We start from the raw sequence: 15,813 nt of genomic DNA on the forward strand, positions 1-15,813 counted from the left end.
TTCCCGAAGCGAAGAAAGCGCAGCAGGCACACACCGGCATTCCCACCGGCGGATCGTGCCGCCTTCCGGCCGTTCCGTCCTGCGCCAAGAACGGCACACACATGACGACCCATCGTATTTTCGACTGGACTCCAGCGGCCGTCGTCTTCGATTGCGACGGCACACTGGTGGACTCCGAACGGCACTGGCAGCAAGCGCGCGACGCGGTCCTGCGCGGCCACGGCGTCGTACCCGACGCGGAGTTCACGCACCGCAGCAAGGGCCTGCACTACAGCGAGTGCGGCGCCCTCATGGCCCGTCTCGCCGGCAGACCCGAGAGAGCCGAGGAGATGACCCGGCAACTCCTGGCGGCGTTCCGCGCTCTCGTCGCCGGGGATCCCGTGCCGATGCCCGGGGCGCGGGCCCTGGTGACGGCCCTGAGCCGGGCGTTACCGCTGGCCGTGGCCAGCAACTGCCCCGCAGACGTGGTGGAGTTCTCCCTGGAGTCCGTGGGAATGCGGCACCACTTCCGGCACATCGTCGTGCCGGGCGAGGGGGTGCGTCCCAAACCGCACCCCGACACCTACGCCGAGGCCGCGCGGCGCCTGGGCGTGGAGTGCGGCAGGGTCCTGGCCGTCGAGGACTCGGTCAACGGGCTGAGGGCCGCCGGCGCGGCGGGCCTGCGGGCCGTCGGAGTGGGGCGGAGGCCCGGTGGGGAGGCCGTGGCCCTGGCCGACCTGTGGGTGGACACGCTGGAGGACCCGGGGTTGCTGGCCTGGGCGCGCAGTCGGTCCGAGGTCCCGCGGGAGACGGCCGACCCCACGCGGACCGTCACACCCCGGCCGAGGATTCCCCGGCAGGGCGGCCCGACCCAGTCCGGTACCAGGGCCGTTCCCTGACGACGCGGCCCCGCCGTCCGTGCGGACGGCGGGGCCTGCCGCATGCCACCGGTAGTGGCGGCGCCCCGACAACACACCGGCGCTACCAATAGTGCCGTCGCCCGAAGACCGCGTGCCCGAGAGAGCCGAGCAGCCACAGCACGGCTCCGATGACGACGAGGATGATCCCGATCGTCCAGAGGATGGCGATGTTCGCGACGAACCCGATGATGAGGAGAATGATCCCCAGGATGACCATGACGCCTCCCGACGCTGGCTGCCGTCGGGACGTGACCCATTGAGTTACGCCCGATAAATCCTAATTCCGGAGTTCCCGGCCCCTTGGGCGCCAAACACGACGGGGGGCCACCTCGTCGTGGTGACCGACTGTTCGGCACCGGTGACGGCAGGGGACCGGCACCGGGTGCCACTCTGATGCCTGCCGGATGCGCCGGCCCGGGTCTCGACTACGATGTGCCGTTCATCCCCGTGGTGTTGGCGGCCGTGGGGATCCCCCCGCGGTCCGTCGACCGCGAGGGGAAGGGGAGCAGCAGCTCAGAGGGCCGGGCCCGGAAGGCGGCAGCCGAAGATCACTGCTCGCGCAGCGGAATCGACACGTAGGACGGGTCGTTCGCGGGCGAGGAGAAGGTCAGCTGTGCGCCGGACGGGTTGTGCTCGATGTACAGCGGGTCGACCGTGTCGACGACCAGCGCGAGGCGGTGCCCGGCCGGGACGTCGTAGGCCGTGGAGAACAGCTCCAGGTCGACGCCGAACGGCGTGCCGGGCGTTCGCCCGTGCCAGGTGTACGGCGCGTTGCTGACCAGCTTGCCGAGGCCGAGCGGGCCCACGTCGTACAGGTACGCGACGAGGGTTCCGCTCTCCTTGGTGGGCGTGAGCGTGGTGTGCAGCTTCGCCGTGCCGCGCACGTGCTGGACGCTGCCGTACTTCTCCGACTGCCACACGGCGGCCCAGCGACGCGGAAGCAGCGGGATCGACGCGATCGGCGGGAGCCGGCCCACCTGGTCGAGGATGCTGGAGAGGAAGACGATCCCGCCGTCGGCGCCGGAGTCGACGTTGGCGTGGATGGTGGTGGAGCCGGCGAGCGCGATCTTCCGGCGGGTCGCCGCGATCGACTTCCAGTCCGGGTAGCCCTCGTATCCCCCCGCGCTACGGGACTCCAACTGGACCGGCTGCTCGCGGTCGATGCCGTTGTCGACGCCCTTGAGATAGTGGTCCAGCCAGCGTTCGGTATCCGTCCAGACGTCGTTGGGGAGCCCGAACAGGCCGGTCAGTTCGGCGGTCGCGTGGTCGCCGGGGCGCAGTTCGAGCCGCTTGGGAACGGTCAGCTTCTGATAGAAGTCGGCGTACTGGTTGGCCGGGAAGACCGTGTCGCCCCAGGCGTTGGCGAGCATGACGGCCGCGCCGTTCTTGTTCAGCTGGTCGACGTAGGTCGCGGGGAACGTTTCCGCCCCCAGTCGATCATCTGCTGCTCCTTCGACAGGTTCGAGGAGTACAGGTTGTCGAAGATCTCGCGCAGTTCGGGGCTCTCCCGGCCCGTGAGGGTGGCCGCGCCGTCCAGGACGGCCGCCGCCTGCACATGCTGGGTGCGGCCCGAGTAGATCGAGTCGATGAGATCGGCCCAGCCGCTGAGGGCGGCCACCGCCTTGATGCGCTTGTCGTGCGCCGCGGCCAGCAGGCTGATCCCGGCGCCGTACGACACCCCGGCCATGCCGACGTGCGCCGGATCGGCCGGGGTGTGCGCGAGGGCCCAGTCGATGACCTTGGAGGCGTCCGCTATGTCCGGCGGACCGGCCACTTCTATCTGTCCGCCGGACTGCCAGAAGCCGCGCACGTTGTAGGTGAGCACCACATAGCCGGTGTCCGCGAGCTTCTGGGCCTGCGTCAGGTACTCCACCTGCGGCAGGCCCCAGCTCGTGGGCAGCACGACGAGCGGGTAGCGGCGCGAGCCGTCGGCGCCGGCGGGTGTGACGACGTTCGCCTTCAGCACGGTGCCGCCGTCGCCGGAGATGTCGACGAAGCGGACGCTGCCGGCCTGGGCGGCGGGCGCGAGGCCGACGACGGCACCGGCAGCAAGCGCCGCCGACACGGCTCCTACGGCGGCGGTGCGCAGAGGGGTGCGACCGTGTCCCATGGGTCACTCCTTCACTCGTGTCAGTGCAAAGTGACCCGACGGTAACCGTGCGCCCTTACCAGTGGTAACCCGTCGGTAAGTTACGTACCAGTAACGTTTGTTGAACCGCTAAGCGGTCGTGTCGGCCGAGGTCGGCTCGGGCAGCGGCGTCCGCGCCGCCCGCGTGACGTCCGCGACCAGCTCGACCACATCCGGCCCGTACGCCTGCGAATTGACCACCTTCAGCAGCAACACGAAGGATCCGGTGCCGTACTTGCGGTGCAGCCGCTCGTGGTGACGGGCGAGATAGCGGGTGGCGGCCTGGTTGTCGACGGCCCGCTGACCGCAGAAGAGGAACACCGGGCGGGACTCCTCCTGCCCGTCCGCGGTGAGCCGGGCGAGCAGGACGTACTCGCTCCGGCCGCGCTCCATGCGGTAGTCCTCCCCGCCGATCCGGAAGGTGCCCCGTTCCGCCGCAGGTTCGGGGTCCGTGTCGATCCGCACACCCGGTAGCAGCGACGAAAGATGGGCCGCCATCCGGCGGTTGGAGTACGGGCCGCCGACGCAGAACTCCGTCCGCTCGCCGAAGCCCTGCTGAGTGGCGTCGTGCGCCAAGACCTGGGCGCGCGCGTGGCAGTCCTTGATCAGAGCGGAGAGTTCGAGCAGGGCGAACACGTCGTAGCGCTTCACCGACAGCTCCGGTCCACCTGCCGCGCGGTTGACCACCAGCAGCGACTCGGAGTGGTCCGGCAGCCCGAAGAACGCCTGCTTGCGCCGCAGCCTGCGCCTCCACAGGTACGTTCGGGCGAGCCAGCCCAGCGAGGCACTGATACCGGCGGCTATCACCCCGAGGACGATGTTGCGCACGTCGTCGTTCATGGCCGCGCATGCTAGTCCCCCGACAGGCGACGTTGGCCCCGTCGCGACGCCGGGCACGCCCTCTCGCCGCACCGACCGAAAGCCCAAGTGCGTCCAGTACGAGGGCTTCCGGCCGGCACTCCCCCAAGCTCTTCGAGCAGGGGGTACCCCCGGAGAACGCACCGGACGCCGCTCCTTGATGGGCAAACGTTGCCTGCCGGGGCACTGGTCCCCCATTCGGACCACTGGCCGAGGCGGTACTGACGGGGCCATGGCAATGTGGTTACCCTGCGTGGACGCACGTCACTGGAGGTACGAATGCGTCGCCCTGTCGCGCGGAAACTGGCGGTTTCGGCGGTCTCGGCCGCCCTGGTGTCGGTGGGAGCGGCGGCGCCGCCGCACGCCGCCTCGGCGCCGGAGAAGTCGACTCCGGCGAAAGTGCCCGTGGCCGTGGGCTACGGCGGGGCCGTGGCCAGTGTCGACGCCGACGCGTCCGCCGCCGGCATCGAGGTCCTCAAGAAGGGCGGCAACGCGGTCGACGCGGCCGTCGCCACCGCCGCCGCGCTCGGCGTCACCGAGCCGTACTCCGCGGGCGTCGGCGGAGGCGGCTACTTCGTCTACTACGACGCCAAGTCCCGTACGGTGCACACCATCGACGGCCGTGAGACGGCACCGCTGACCGCCGACTCGAACCTGTTCGTGGAGAACGGCAAGCCGCTCGCCTTCGCCGACGCCGTCAGCAGCGGCCTGAGCGTAGGCACCCCCGGCACGCCCGCCACTTGGCAGAAGGCGCTGGACGAGTGGGGCACCAAGCGGCTGGGGTCGGTGCTGAAGCCGGCCGAGCGGATCGCCCGCGACGGCTTCACCGTCGACCACACCTTCCGCTCCCAGACCGCGTCCAACGAGACCCGCTTCCGGTACTTCCCGGACACCGCCGAGCTGTTCCTGCCGGGCGGCCGACTCCCCGTCGTGGGCTCCACCTTCAAGAACCCCGACCTCGCCCGCACCTACGAGGAGCTGGGCCGCAAGGGCATAGGCGCGATCTACCACGGCGACCTCGGCAAGGACATCGTCGCCACGGTCGACAAGCCCCCGGTGGACCCGGCCTCGGGCTGGAACGCCCGCCCGGGCAAGCTGTCGGAGAAGGACCTCGCGGTCTACGGCGCCAAGCTCCAGGCGCCCACGAAGACGTCCTACCGCGGCCTCGACGTCTACTCCATCGCGCCCTCGTCCTCCGGCGGCACGACCGTCGGCGAGGCGCTCAACATCCTGGAGAGGACGGACCTTTCGAAGGCGAGCGAGGTGCAGTACCTGCACCACTTCATCGAGGCCGGCCGCATCGCGTTCGCAGACCGCGGTCGCTGGGTCGGTGACCCCGCCTTCGAGGACGTGCCGACCAAGGACCTGCTGTCGCAGAAGTACGCCGACTCACGCGCGTGCCTGATCAAGGACGACGCGGTGCTCACCAGCCCACTCGCGCCGGGAGACCCGCGCCACCCGGCGCCCTGCACGACCGGCGGCACGGCGGCCCCGACGACGTACGAGGGCGAGAACACCACGCACCTCACGGTCGCCGACAAGTGGGGCAACGTCGTCTCCTACACCCTCACCATCGAGCAGACCGGCGGCAGCGGCATCACCGTCCCGCACCGAGGCTTCCTGCTCAACAACGAACTCACGGACTTCTCCTTCACGCCCGCCAACCCGGCCGTGCACGACCCGAACCTGCCGGGCCCGGGCAAGCGTCCGCGCTCCTCGATCTCCCCGACCATCGTCCTCGACAAGCAGGGCCGCCCGGTCGTCGCGCTCGGTTCGCCCGGCGGCGCGACCATCATCACGACCGTGCTGCAGACCCTCACCGAGTTCCTGGACCGGCACCTGCCGCTGGTCGACGCGATCGCCGCGCCGCGCGCCAGCCAGCGCAACGCGGCGAAGACGGAACTCGAACCCGCCCTCTACAACAGCTCTCTGCGCGCCCAACTGGAGGCCATCGGGCACTCCTTCACGCTGAACCCCGAGATCGGTGCGGCGACGGGCGTGCAGCGCCTGCCAGGGGGCAAGTGGCTGGCCGCCGCCGAGAAGGTGCGACGCGGCGGCGGCTCGGCGATGGTGGTGACCCCGGCGCCCTGACGGCCGCCAGGAGGCTCACCCCTCACCAGGGTGCGGTCCCGCCTTCCGGGGCGCGGGCCGCACCGCCACCCGGATCCCCGTTGGCGGTAGCCCGCGCCGAGGCCCGCGGCCGCGGGTGGAACGCGAGTCGGTCGTCCTCCACGTCGACCTCGACCCGGCTGCCGCGTTCGATCCGGCCGTCCAGGAGCAGACGGGAGAGCCGGTTGTCCAGCTCCCGCTGGATCGTGCGGCGCAGCGGGCGGGCGCCGTACTCCGGCTGGTAGCCGCGCTGCGCCAGCCACTGGACGGCCCGCTCGCTGAACACCACGTCGATGTCCTGGGCGCGCAGTTGGCGCCGCGTCCTGTCCAGCAGCAGGTCGGTGATCTGCCGCAGTTGCTCGGGCGTCAGCTGGCGGAAGACGACGATCTCGTCGATGCGGTTGAGGAACTCCGGCCGGAAGTGCTGGCGCAGCGGACGCAGGATCCGCTCCCGCCGCGCGTCCTCGTCCGCCTCGGCACCGCCCGCACCGAACCCGATGCCCGCGCCGCGCCGGGTGATCGCCTCGGAGCCAAGGTTGCTCGTCATCACGATGACCGTGTTCGTGAAGTCCACGGTCCGGCCCTGGGAGTCGGTCAGCCGCCCGTCGTCGAGGACCTGCAGCAGGATGTTGAAGACGTCCGGGTGAGCCTTCTCCACCTCGTCGAGCAGCAGCAGCGAGTACGGGTGGCGCCGTACGACCTCGGTGAGCTGCCCGGCCTCCTCGTGGCCCACGTACCCGGGCGGGGCGCCCACCAGCCGGCTGACGGTGTGCCGCTCCTGGTACTCGCTCATGTCGAGCCGGACCATGCGCTCCTCGCTGCCGAACAGCGCCTCCGCGAGCGCCCGCGCCAGCTCCGTCTTGCCGACACCGGTCGGGCCGAGGAACAGGAAGCTGCCGATCGGCCGGTCGGGACTGGACAGCCCGGCCCGCGAGCGCAGCACCGCGTCGGCGACCACGGCGACAGCCTCGTCCTGCCCGACGACCCGCTGGTGCAGGTGCTCCTCGAGGCCGAGCAGCCGTTCCTTCTCCTCCTCGGTGAGCCGGCTCACCGGGATGCCGGTCTGCCGGGACACCACCTCGGCGATGGCCTCCGTGGTGACCTCCAGGTGCTGCCCCTCGTCGGCCTCGGGCTCGCCGCTCGCCTCCTCGATCCGCTGCTTCAGCTCGACGATGCGGTCGCGCAGCCGCGTGGCCTGCTCGTACTGTTCGTCGGCCACCGCTTGGTCCTTGTCCCGGGTCAGCCGCTCGACCTCCCGTTCCAGCGCCCGTACGTCCGTGCCCTTGGTCTTGGCCCGCAGCCGCACCCGGGCGCCCGCCTGGTCGATCAGGTCGATCGCCTTGTCCGGCAGGTGCCGGTCGGTGAGATAGCGGTCGGACAGCTCCACTGCGGCCACCAGCGCCTCGTCGGTGTAGCGGACCTGGTGGTGGGCCTCGTAGCGGTCGCGCAGCCCGCGCAGGATCTCGATGGCGTCCTGCACGGACGGCTCGGGCACCAGGATCGGCTGGAACCGGCGCGCCAGCGCCGCGTCCTTCTCGATCCGGCGGTACTCCTCCAGCGTGGTGGCGCCCACCACGTGCAGTTCACCGCGGGCCAGGGCGGGCTTGAGGATGTTGCCCGCGTCCATGGAGCCGCCCTCCGCGCCACCGCCACCGGCGCCGACCACGGTGTGCAGCTCGTCGATGAAGACGATCAGCTCTTCCGAGTGCGCGCGGATCTCGCCGACGATGTTGTTCAGCCGCTCCTCGAAGTCGCCCCGGTAGCGTGTGCCGGCCACCACGCCGGTCAGGTCCAGGGAGATGACCCGGCGGCTGAGCAGGACGTCGGGCACGTCGCCGTCGGCGATGCGCTGCGCGAGCCCCTCGACGATGGCGGTCTTGCCGACGCCCGCGTCACCGATGAGCACCGGGTTGTTCTTGCCGCGTCGGGAGAGCACCTCGATGGTCTGCTCGATCTCCTCCTCCCGCCCGATCACCGGGTCGATACGGCCCTGCCGCGCCAGGTCGGTGAGATCGCGACCGTACTTGTCCAGGGTCGGCGTCGACGTGGGGCGCGGCCGTTCGGGCCGCTGCGCCACGTGGTCCCCTGCCTCCGGGGGCAGGGGAGAGGGGGTGAAGCGGTGGGAGTGGAGGATGTGCCCGGCGGCCGAGTCGGGGTTCGCGGCGAGCGCGCTGAGCACGTGCTCGGGGCCGATGTAGCCGGTGCCGCTGGCCCGGGCCAGTTCGTGCGCGTCCAGCAGGGCGCGCTTGACGGCGGGCGTCAGGGAGAGCGAGGTGGGCGGCGGCGCGTCGCCCGAACTCTGCTGGACCGGGCCGGAGCGTTCGTCGATCTCCGAGGCCAGCGAGTCGGGGTCCGCTCCGGCGCGGCTGAGCAGACTCCGGGTCGGTTCGGTGGCGAGCGCGGCGCGCAGCAGATGCTGGGTGTCCAGGTCGCGACTGCCGTGCTCGGCGGCGTAGCGCGCGGCACCGGCGACCAGTTGCCGGGCCGGCTCGCTCAGGAGCCGCCCCAGGTCGATCTGCCGGGGACCGGGACGCTGCCCACCGAAGATACGTGCGAAGAACTCTGCGAAGGGGTCCGAGCCGTAGCCCTGCGGACCCGTGAATCCGCTGGTCATGGCCTTCCGTTCCGCTGATGTACATGCCGGTCCGTCGCGGGTGCCCGGGGTTGTCCGAGTTACACCTGCGGTGCGTGCGTTTGCACCTGTGGTGCGTGCGCGCACCTGCGCTGCGTGCGCTCTCGTCTGCGGTGCGTACGTGCACGTGCGGTGCGTGCCCTGACGCTTAGAACACCATCGCACGATCGTTGTTCAGGGGCATGTTCAGCAAGACGGACGCCCTCGGGCGGGCGGGTGGCCGACCCTCGAGCGGCGGCGCCGGCGCGGCGGGGCGGGGCGGGGCGCGCACAGGGTGCCAATGTCCCCGCGGAGCGCACTGCGTCCCCTCTGAAAACCGCCTGTAGCCCTTCCGTAACACGACTGGTGTTTTCTACCGGACCGGAGGACTCCACTCGGGGCGGGAGCTGAGAATGGCGGTGGATCAACTCCCGGGAGCCGTGCGGGAGTACGCGAGCTACCTGAACGGGCTGCTGGCGCGGCTCGACCAGGGCGGCGGCTGGTGCGGAGTCTTCTGGCAGCGCGACCCCGACGGCATGCGGGCCTGCCTGGAGGGCCGGGAGGTGCCGCCCTGGGACGTGGTGGAGGCGCTGCTGCAGGACCTCGCCGCCGCATACGGGCCCGCGGTCGCCGCGCCGGAGGCCGAGCGGGCGCGGGCGCTGCACGGAGCCTCACTCGCCGCGTACGACGCCCGGCCGGGCGCCCGGGAGGCGCTCGGCGACCGGCTCGACGTGATGCTGCGGGAGAAGCGCTTCGCGGCGGAGCGCAGGGCGGACCTCACGCGCAGGCTGGGATCGGCCGCCACCCGGGAGGAGGCCGCGTCGCTCCGGATCGACCTGGCCTGGGCGCGGGACGACCACGACCGCGCCACGGCCCGCTGTGCGGAACTGCGTCGCCGGATGGAGGCCCTCGATCACCGCGCCCTGCCCGCACAGGGCGCGCGGTCCTCCGGGGCGGCCTGGGCGGGGGACGTGTTCCGCCCGGGGGAAGCGGCCACGGAGGCCCGCGCCCCCGGGGAGACGGCCGGCGGGGGAACAGCGGCCCTGCCGGGCGGCCACGCGGAGAGCCGGCCGGCGGAGGTGCCCCGGCGCGCGCCGCGAGGGGTGGCCGCAGGCCCCGGACGCGCCGTCCGAACGGCCTCGCGGCGGTCGCCCGAACACGACGTCCGGACGGCCGTACGGCGGCTCGCAGACCCCGGACACGGGACCGGCCGACGACGCTGCCGTCTGGCACCGTGCCCGGGGCCAAGGCGCCCCCGAACCCGGTTCCGAGGGGCCGGTCGGTTCGTCCCGGGAACCCGTGAGCCGCGAGTCCGGCCCCGCTCCCGCCGCCGTGGACGCCCCCGCCGAACAGCGCTCCAAACGCCGCCCGCGCGGCAGCGCCCGTTTCGCCGGAGTGATGGACGTGCAGGAGCAGCCCACAGGTCCCGTTGCGCCCGTGGCGGCCCCCGCGCCGGGGCGTCGGGTCCCCCGTGGCGCCCGGTTCGCCGGGGCCGCCGGTGCCGAGACGCCCGAGGGACCGGGCCCTCAGCCGCGTACCCAGCCCCTCGACGAGGCCGATCGGCAGCTCACCGCCGACACCGTCGCCGCGCTCGTCCGGCTGCGCGCCGAGGGCCGCAGCGGCGAGGCGCACGCGCTGCTCGTCGAGGCCGCCCACTGGCCCGCCGACCGCTACCCCCTCCTGGCCGCCGAACTGCACCGTGCCGGCCTCGGCGCCGACTGGGCCACCCTGCTGTGGGAGGCCGCCTCGCTGCCCGCCGACCGCCTCGTCGCCGCCGCGGACGCCCTCACCGCGGCCGGCCGCGGCGCGGACGGCGAGGAGATGCTGCGGCAGGGCGTCGCACGGCCCGCGAAGGAGATCGGCGAGGCCGTCCTCGGGCTCCACGCCGACGGCCGGCACCGCGAGGTCGGCGCCCTCCTCGACGCGTACGTACGCGTGCGTACGCCTCAGGAGGCCGCCCGCAGTGTCGCCGCCGACCCGCAGCTGCTCGTACCGTTGCTCCTGGAGGCCGCCCGGGGTGTCTCCGCCGAGCGTCACTGGGACCTCGTCCATGCTCTGAGGGTCGCCGGATTCACCGCCTGACCGGCCCGGCTTCCGTGCGACCACTCACCCGCAGGAGTGCCAAACGTGATCGACTCAGCGGGTTCACGACGATGGTCTTGGCAAGGCCGCCGCGGAGGCTTACGTTCGACCCTCTACGGCCCGGCTCTACGGGCGTAGAGGCTCTCTGACGTCCCTCGCGGACCATCAGGCAAAGGAGCGGCACCATGGCCCACGTCGTACGCGCCGCACTGGTCCAGGCGACCTGGACCGGTGACACCGAATCCATGATCGCCAAGCATGTGGAGCACGCCCGTGAGGCGGCCCGGCAGGGCGCGAAGGTCATCGGCTTCCAGGAAGTCTTCAACGCCCCCTACTTCTGCCAGGTCCAGGAGCCCGAGCACTACCGCTGGGCCGAGCCGGTGCCGGACGGGCCGACGGTGCGCCGTATGCGGGACCTCGCGCGCGAGACCGGCATGGTGATCGTCGTCCCCGTATTCGAGGTCGAGCAGTCCGGCTTCTACTACAACACCGCCGCCGTGATCGACGCCGACGGCACCTACCTCGGCAAGTACCGCAAGCACCACATCCCCCAGGTCAAGGGCTTCTGGGAGAAGTACTACTTCAAACCCGGCAACCTCGGCTGGCCCGTCTTCGACACCGCGGTCGGCAAGGTCGGCGTCTACATCTGCTACGACCGCCACTTCCCGGAGGGCTGGCGGCAGCTCGGCCTGAACGGCGCCCAGCTGGTCTACAACCCCTCCGCCACCCACCGCGGCCTGTCCTCCTACCTCTGGCAGCTCGAGCAGCCCGCGGCGGCCGTCGCCAACGAGTACTTCGTCGCCGCGATCAACCGCGTCGGCCGGGAGGAGTACGGCGACAACGACTTCTACGGGACGAGCTACTTCGTGGACCCCCGTGGGCAGTTTGTGGGCGAGGTCGCGAGCGACAAGGAGGAGGAGCTCGTCGTGCGGGACCTCGACTTCGACCTCATCGAAGAAGTGCGGCAGCTGTGGGCGTTCTACCGCGACCGCCGCCCCGACGCGTACGAAGGACTGGTGAAGCCGTGAGTGACCTGTACGACCGCCACAAGGCCGTCCTGCCCGAGTGGCTGGCCCTCTACTACAAGGACCCCCTGGAGATCACCCACGGCGAGGGCCGGCACGTCTGGGACGCCCACGGGAAGAAGTACCTGGACTTCTTCGGCGGCATCCTGACCACGATGACCGCGCACGCGCTGCCCGAGGTGACCAAGGCGGTCAGCGAGCAGGCCGGGCGGATCATCCACTCGTCCACGCTCTACCTCAACCGGCCGATGGTCGAACTCGCCGAGCGCATCGCCCAGCTGAGCGGCATCCCGGACGCCCGCGTCTTCTTCACCACGTCCGGCACCGAGGCCAACGACACCGCGCTGCTGCTCGCCACGACGTACCGGCGCAGCAACCAGATCCTCGCGATGCGCAACAGCTACCACGGCCGCTCGTTCAGCGCGATCGGCATCACCGGCAACCGCGGCTGGTCCCCGACCTCCCTGTCCCCGCTCCAGACGCTCTACGTCCACGGCGGGGTCCGCACCCGCGGCCCGTTCGCCCACCTGAGCGACGCCGACTTCATCGCGGCGTGCGTCGAGGACCTGAGGGACCTGCTCGGGCACACCCGCCCGCCCGCCGCGCTGATCGCCGAGCCGATCCAGGGCGTCGGCGGCTTCACCTCGCCGCCCGACGGGCTCTACGCGGACTTCCGCGACGTACTCCAGGAGCGCGGCATCCTGTGGATCGCGGACGAGGTGCAGACCGGCTGGGGCCGCACCGGCGACAACTTCTGGGGCTGGCAGGCGCACGGCCGAAGCGGCCCGCCGGACATCCTCACCTTCGCCAAGGGCATCGGCAACGGCATGTCCATCGGCGGCGTCGTCGCCCGCGCCGAGATCATGAACTGCCTCGACGCCAACAGCATCTCGACCTTCGGCGGCACGCAGATCACGATGGCGGCCGGGCTCGCCAACCTCACCTACCTGCTGGAGCACGACCTCCAGGGCAACGCCCGGCGCGTCGGCGGACTGCTCATGGAGCGGCTGCGGGCGGTCGGCGCCCAGCTCCCGGGCGTACGGGAGGTGCGCGGGCGCGGCCTGATGATCGGCGTCGAGCTGGTGCGGCCCGGCACCGACGAGGCCGACCCGGACGCTGCGGCCGCCGTGCTCGAGGCTGCCCGCGACGGCGGGCTGCTGATCGGCAAGGGCGGCGGGCACAACACCAGCGTGCTGCGCATCGCCCCGCCGCTCTCGCTCACCGTTGCGGAGGCCGAGGAGGGCGCCGCGATCCTCGAGCAGGCCCTGAGGGATGTCCAGTAGCAGGCAGCAAGTGAGCGGGCGAGTGAGCCGAAGGGGCGCGCCGGTGTCGAGAGAGCATGGGGGTGCCCCCTGCTCGAGCGAAGCCGAGAGCTTGGGGGAGCGCGGAGGCGCGAAGCGCTGAGCACGGTCGGGCTCTCGACACCCGCATCCAGCGCCCCGGAGGCGAAGCGAGCCACAAAAAAGGGAAGTGACGCCATGCGCACCGCCTTGGAACCCGCCCTGTCGGTACGCCAGGTCCTCACCCTGGACCGGGTGCTCGCCGGAGAGCCCGAGGTGGTGGCCGGCGCCGGGCACCTTGACCGGCCGGTGCGGTGGGTGCACGTCGCGGAGGCGCCCGATGTCGGGGTGATGCTCAGCGGCGGCGAGATGGTCCTCACCACGGGGGTGCTGCTCGCCGGTGACGTGGAGAAGCAGGCCGAGTACATCCGGTCCCTGCACCGCGCGGAGGCCGCGGCCGTCGTCCTCGGACTGGGCCGGGCCTTCCCGGCGCCCCCGGACGTGATGCGCCGGGCCGCCGAGCGCTGCGGGCTGCCCATGGTGGTCCTGCATCGGCCCTTCCCGTTCGCCGAACTGACCGAGGAGGTCCAGTCCCGCCTCGTGCGGCGCAAGTTCGCGGCGGTGAGCCTGTCGGAGTCCGTCCGCACGGCCCTGACCGGGCTCATCACCACGGAGGCCCCGCTGCAGCGGCTGCTCGACGAGATCGCCGTGCACGCGGGCTGCCCGGTCGTCCTCACCAACCTCGCCCACCGTGTGCTCGCCACGGCGGGGGAGCGGCCCGCGGTCGACGACGTGCTGCGCGACTGGGAGCGCATCGCCCGGCAGGCGGGCGGCAGTGAGGGCGACGGCTGGGTCCGCGCCGAGCTGGGCGGGCGAGGCGAGCGCTGGGGCCGGATCGTGCTGTGCGGCTACCGCGGGGACAGCCCCATCGGGCGCCTGCTGGCCGAGCGCGCCGCCGAGGCCCTGGTCCTGCACCGGATGCTCCACGGCTCCGTGCACACCTGGGAGGAGCAGTCCGCGCAGAGCCTGCTGACCGACCTGGTCTCCGGGGCCGTCCCGGCCGGCCGGCTGCTGCCCCGGGCGCGGGCGGCCGGGCTGCCCGTCAACCGCCGCACCTTCGTCCCCCTGGTCGTACGCGACGGCGATCCCGCACAGCTCGATCGCGTCCTGCGACTACTGGGCCTGCCCGGGCTCGCCGCCGAACTGGCCGACGGGGCCACCGCCGTACTGCTCAGCCTCGCCCGCGACCAGGACGCGGAAGCGCTGACCGCGCACTTCGCCACCCGGCTGCGCACGGAGTCCCCGGCGGTGCGCGGGACGGCCATCGCCGCCGCCGACCCGCGTACCGCCTGGGAGGACGTGCCCGCCGGACTGCGCGAGGCCCAGCACGTCGCGGACGCCGTGGCCGGCCACTCCGCCGCGCAGGACCTACCGGCCGTCGTACGCCTCAGGGACGTCCATCTGCGCGGCCTGATCCGGCTGCTGCGCGACGACGCGCACGTGCAGGCCTTCGCCGAGCGGGAGCTGGACGGGCTGCTGTGCGGGCGCGACGCCGAACACGAGTTGCTGCCGGTGCTGCGCACCTACCTCGCCACCGGCCGCAACAAGTCCCGCACCGCCCAGCTCCACCACGTCAGCCGACCTGCCCTCTACCGCAGGCTGGAGGCCATACAGGCCCGCCTCGGGGTCGACCTCGACGACTTCGAACAGGCTGCCTCGGTACACATCGCGCTCCTCGCGCACGACGCCCAACAAGAGTGAGACGCCATGGAAATGAGCGGGAAACAGGTGCGTACGGGCCGGTATGACACGGTGCAACGCCGGACGCCCGCAGACGTGACACGGTGCAACTCAAACCGTATGGCCGGACTTCCTAGCCTTGCCGCACACCGAGCGACCGGAGGTCCCGATGAGCAGAGTGATCCGTGCCGCCGTCTTCCAGACCGCCTGGACGGGCGACAAGGAATCGATGATCCAGGTCCACGAGCAGGCGGCCCGCGACGCGGCCGCGCAAGGTGCCCAGGTCCTGTGCTTCCAGGAGCTGTTCTACGGGCCGTACTTCTGCCAGGTCCAGGACCCCGCGTTCTACGAGTACGCCGAGCGGATCCCGGACGGCCCGATCGTGGGGCGCTTCCAGGCCCTCGCCGAGGAGCTGGGCATCGTCCTCGTCCTGCCCATGTACGAGGAGGAGCAGCCCGGGGTCCTGTACAACACCGCAGCGGTGATCGATGCGGACGGCTCGTACCTCGGCAAGTACCGCAAGCACCACATCCCGCAGGTCAAGGGCTTCTGGGAGAAGTTCTACTTCCGTCCCGGGAACGTCGGCTGGCCGGTCTTCGAGACCGCCGTCGGCAGGATCGGCGTCTACATCTGCTACGACCGCCACTTCCCGGAGGGCTGGCGCGCGCTGGGTCTGGAAGGCGCCGAGATCGTCTTCAACCCGTCGGCCACCTCGCGGGGTCTGTCCGCCTACCTGTGGCAGCTGGAGCAGCCGGCGGCGGCCGTCGCCAACGAGTACTTCGTCGGCGCCATCAACCGGGTCGGTACCGAGGAGCTCGGCGACAACGACTTCTACGGGACCTCGTACTTCGTGGACCCGGAGGCCCAGTTCGTCGGCGAGGTGGCCAGCGACAAGGAGACCGAACTGGTCGTCCGCGACCTGGACCTGGCCAAGCTGCGCGAAGTCCGCGACCGCTGGCAGTTCTACCGGGACCGCCGTCCCGACGCGTACGGCCCGCTGACGGCTCCGTGACAACGGGCGGAGGCACCCGCGCCCCGTAAGGGGCGCGGGGCTGCGCTCGATATGCGGCCACCGCCGCGT

The 15,813-nt window shown here is 71.8% G+C and carries 10 protein-coding genes and 1 pseudogene; 7 read left to right on the plus strand and 4 right to left on the minus strand.

Going from position 1 to position 15,813, the window contains the following annotated elements; genetic code table 11:
• Positions 1-101: 101 nt before the first annotated feature.
• Positions 102-878 (plus strand): HAD family hydrolase, encoded by a 777-nt coding sequence (locus tag N8I84_RS31965; RefSeq protein WP_263232873.1) that lies wholly within the window; start codon positions 102-104, stop codon positions 876-878.
• 82 nt (positions 879-960) lie between these two features.
• Here the strand turns inward: N8I84_RS31965 and N8I84_RS31970 are convergent, their stop codons facing one another.
• The 3 genes and pseudogenes from N8I84_RS31970 to N8I84_RS31980 all read right to left on the minus strand — a co-directional run bounded on the left by N8I84_RS31970 (position 961) and on the right by N8I84_RS31980 (position 3,867).
• Positions 961-1,116, minus strand: a complete 156-nt coding sequence (locus tag N8I84_RS31970; RefSeq protein WP_263232874.1) for a DUF6131 family protein — start codon at positions 1,114-1,116, stop codon at positions 961-963.
• A 331-nt stretch (positions 1,117-1,447) separates the two neighbouring features.
• Positions 1,448-3,009: pseudogene (locus tag N8I84_RS31975) on the minus strand (CocE/NonD family hydrolase).
• A 108-nt stretch (positions 3,010-3,117) separates the two neighbouring features.
• Positions 3,118-3,867: a hypothetical protein gene (locus N8I84_RS31980; protein WP_263232875.1), complete on the minus strand. Its 750-nt coding sequence runs from the start codon at positions 3,865-3,867 to the stop codon at positions 3,118-3,120.
• A gap of 297 nt (positions 3,868-4,164) precedes the next feature.
• Here N8I84_RS31980 and ggt point away from each other — a divergent pair, with 297 nt between their 5' ends.
• Complete coding sequence (gene ggt / locus N8I84_RS31985) at positions 4,165-5,976, plus strand: gamma-glutamyltransferase (protein ID WP_263232876.1); 1,812 nt, start codon at positions 4,165-4,167, stop codon at positions 5,974-5,976.
• Between the two features lie 22 nt (positions 5,977-5,998).
• Here the strand turns inward: ggt and N8I84_RS31990 are convergent, their stop codons facing one another.
• A complete protein-coding gene (locus N8I84_RS31990; RefSeq protein WP_263232877.1) occupies positions 5,999-8,608 on the minus strand; it encodes an ATP-dependent Clp protease ATP-binding subunit in 2,610 nt (869 codons plus the stop codon).
• Between the two features lie 1,296 nt (positions 8,609-9,904).
• On the opposite strand from N8I84_RS31990, the gene N8I84_RS43200 reads away from it, so the two are divergent.
• From N8I84_RS43200 to N8I84_RS32015, 5 genes are all read left to right on the plus strand, one after another.
• Positions 9,905-10,687, plus strand: a complete 783-nt coding sequence (locus N8I84_RS43200) for a hypothetical protein (RefSeq protein WP_390898968.1) — start codon at positions 9,905-9,907, stop codon at positions 10,685-10,687.
• 185 nt (positions 10,688-10,872) lie between these two features.
• Complete coding sequence (locus N8I84_RS32000) at positions 10,873-11,715, plus strand: nitrilase-related carbon-nitrogen hydrolase (RefSeq protein WP_263232878.1); 843 nt, start codon at positions 10,873-10,875, stop codon at positions 11,713-11,715.
• Positions 11,712-12,995 (plus strand): aspartate aminotransferase family protein, encoded by a 1,284-nt coding sequence (locus N8I84_RS32005; RefSeq protein ID WP_263232880.1) that lies wholly within the window; start codon positions 11,712-11,714, stop codon positions 12,993-12,995. Before N8I84_RS32000 ends, N8I84_RS32005 begins: the two co-directional genes overlap by 4 nt.
• A 195-nt stretch (positions 12,996-13,190) precedes the next feature.
• Positions 13,191-14,753 (plus strand): PucR family transcriptional regulator, encoded by a 1,563-nt coding sequence (locus N8I84_RS32010; protein ID WP_263232881.1) that lies wholly within the window; start codon positions 13,191-13,193, stop codon positions 14,751-14,753.
• Between the two features lie 148 nt (positions 14,754-14,901).
• A complete protein-coding gene (locus N8I84_RS32015) occupies positions 14,902-15,744 on the plus strand; it encodes a nitrilase-related carbon-nitrogen hydrolase (RefSeq protein WP_263232882.1) in 843 nt (280 codons plus the stop codon).
• Positions 15,745-15,813: the final 69 nt, after the last annotated feature.

The sequence above is a fragment of the Streptomyces cynarae genome, from assembly GCF_025642135.1.
GTDB classification, from domain to species: Bacteria; Actinomycetota; Actinomycetes; order Streptomycetales; family Streptomycetaceae; genus Streptomyces; species Streptomyces cynarae.

What these genes read in the sequence shown, in the direction of transcription:
- N8I84_RS31965 (WP_263232873.1), top strand. Translation starts at nt 102, where the DNA reads ATGACGACCCATCGTATTTTCGACTGGACTCCAGCGGCCGTCGTCTTC.
- N8I84_RS31970 (WP_263232874.1), bottom strand. Translation starts at nt 1,116, where the DNA reads ATGGTCATCCTGGGGATCATTCTCCTCATCATCGGGTTCGTCGCGAAC.
- N8I84_RS31980 (WP_263232875.1), bottom strand. Translation starts at nt 3,867, where the DNA reads ATGAACGACGACGTGCGCAACATCGTCCTCGGGGTGATAGCCGCCGGT.
- ggt (WP_263232876.1), top strand. Translation starts at nt 4,165, where the DNA reads ATGCGTCGCCCTGTCGCGCGGAAACTGGCGGTTTCGGCGGTCTCGGCC.
- N8I84_RS31990 (WP_263232877.1), bottom strand. Translation starts at nt 8,608, where the DNA reads ATGACCAGCGGATTCACGGGTCCGCAGGGCTACGGCTCGGACCCCTTC.
- N8I84_RS32000 (WP_263232878.1), top strand. Translation starts at nt 10,873, where the DNA reads ATGGCCCACGTCGTACGCGCCGCACTGGTCCAGGCGACCTGGACCGGT.
- N8I84_RS32010 (WP_263232881.1), top strand. Translation starts at nt 13,191, where the DNA reads ATGCGCACCGCCTTGGAACCCGCCCTGTCGGTACGCCAGGTCCTCACC.
- N8I84_RS32015 (WP_263232882.1), top strand. Translation starts at nt 14,902, where the DNA reads ATGAGCAGAGTGATCCGTGCCGCCGTCTTCCAGACCGCCTGGACGGGC.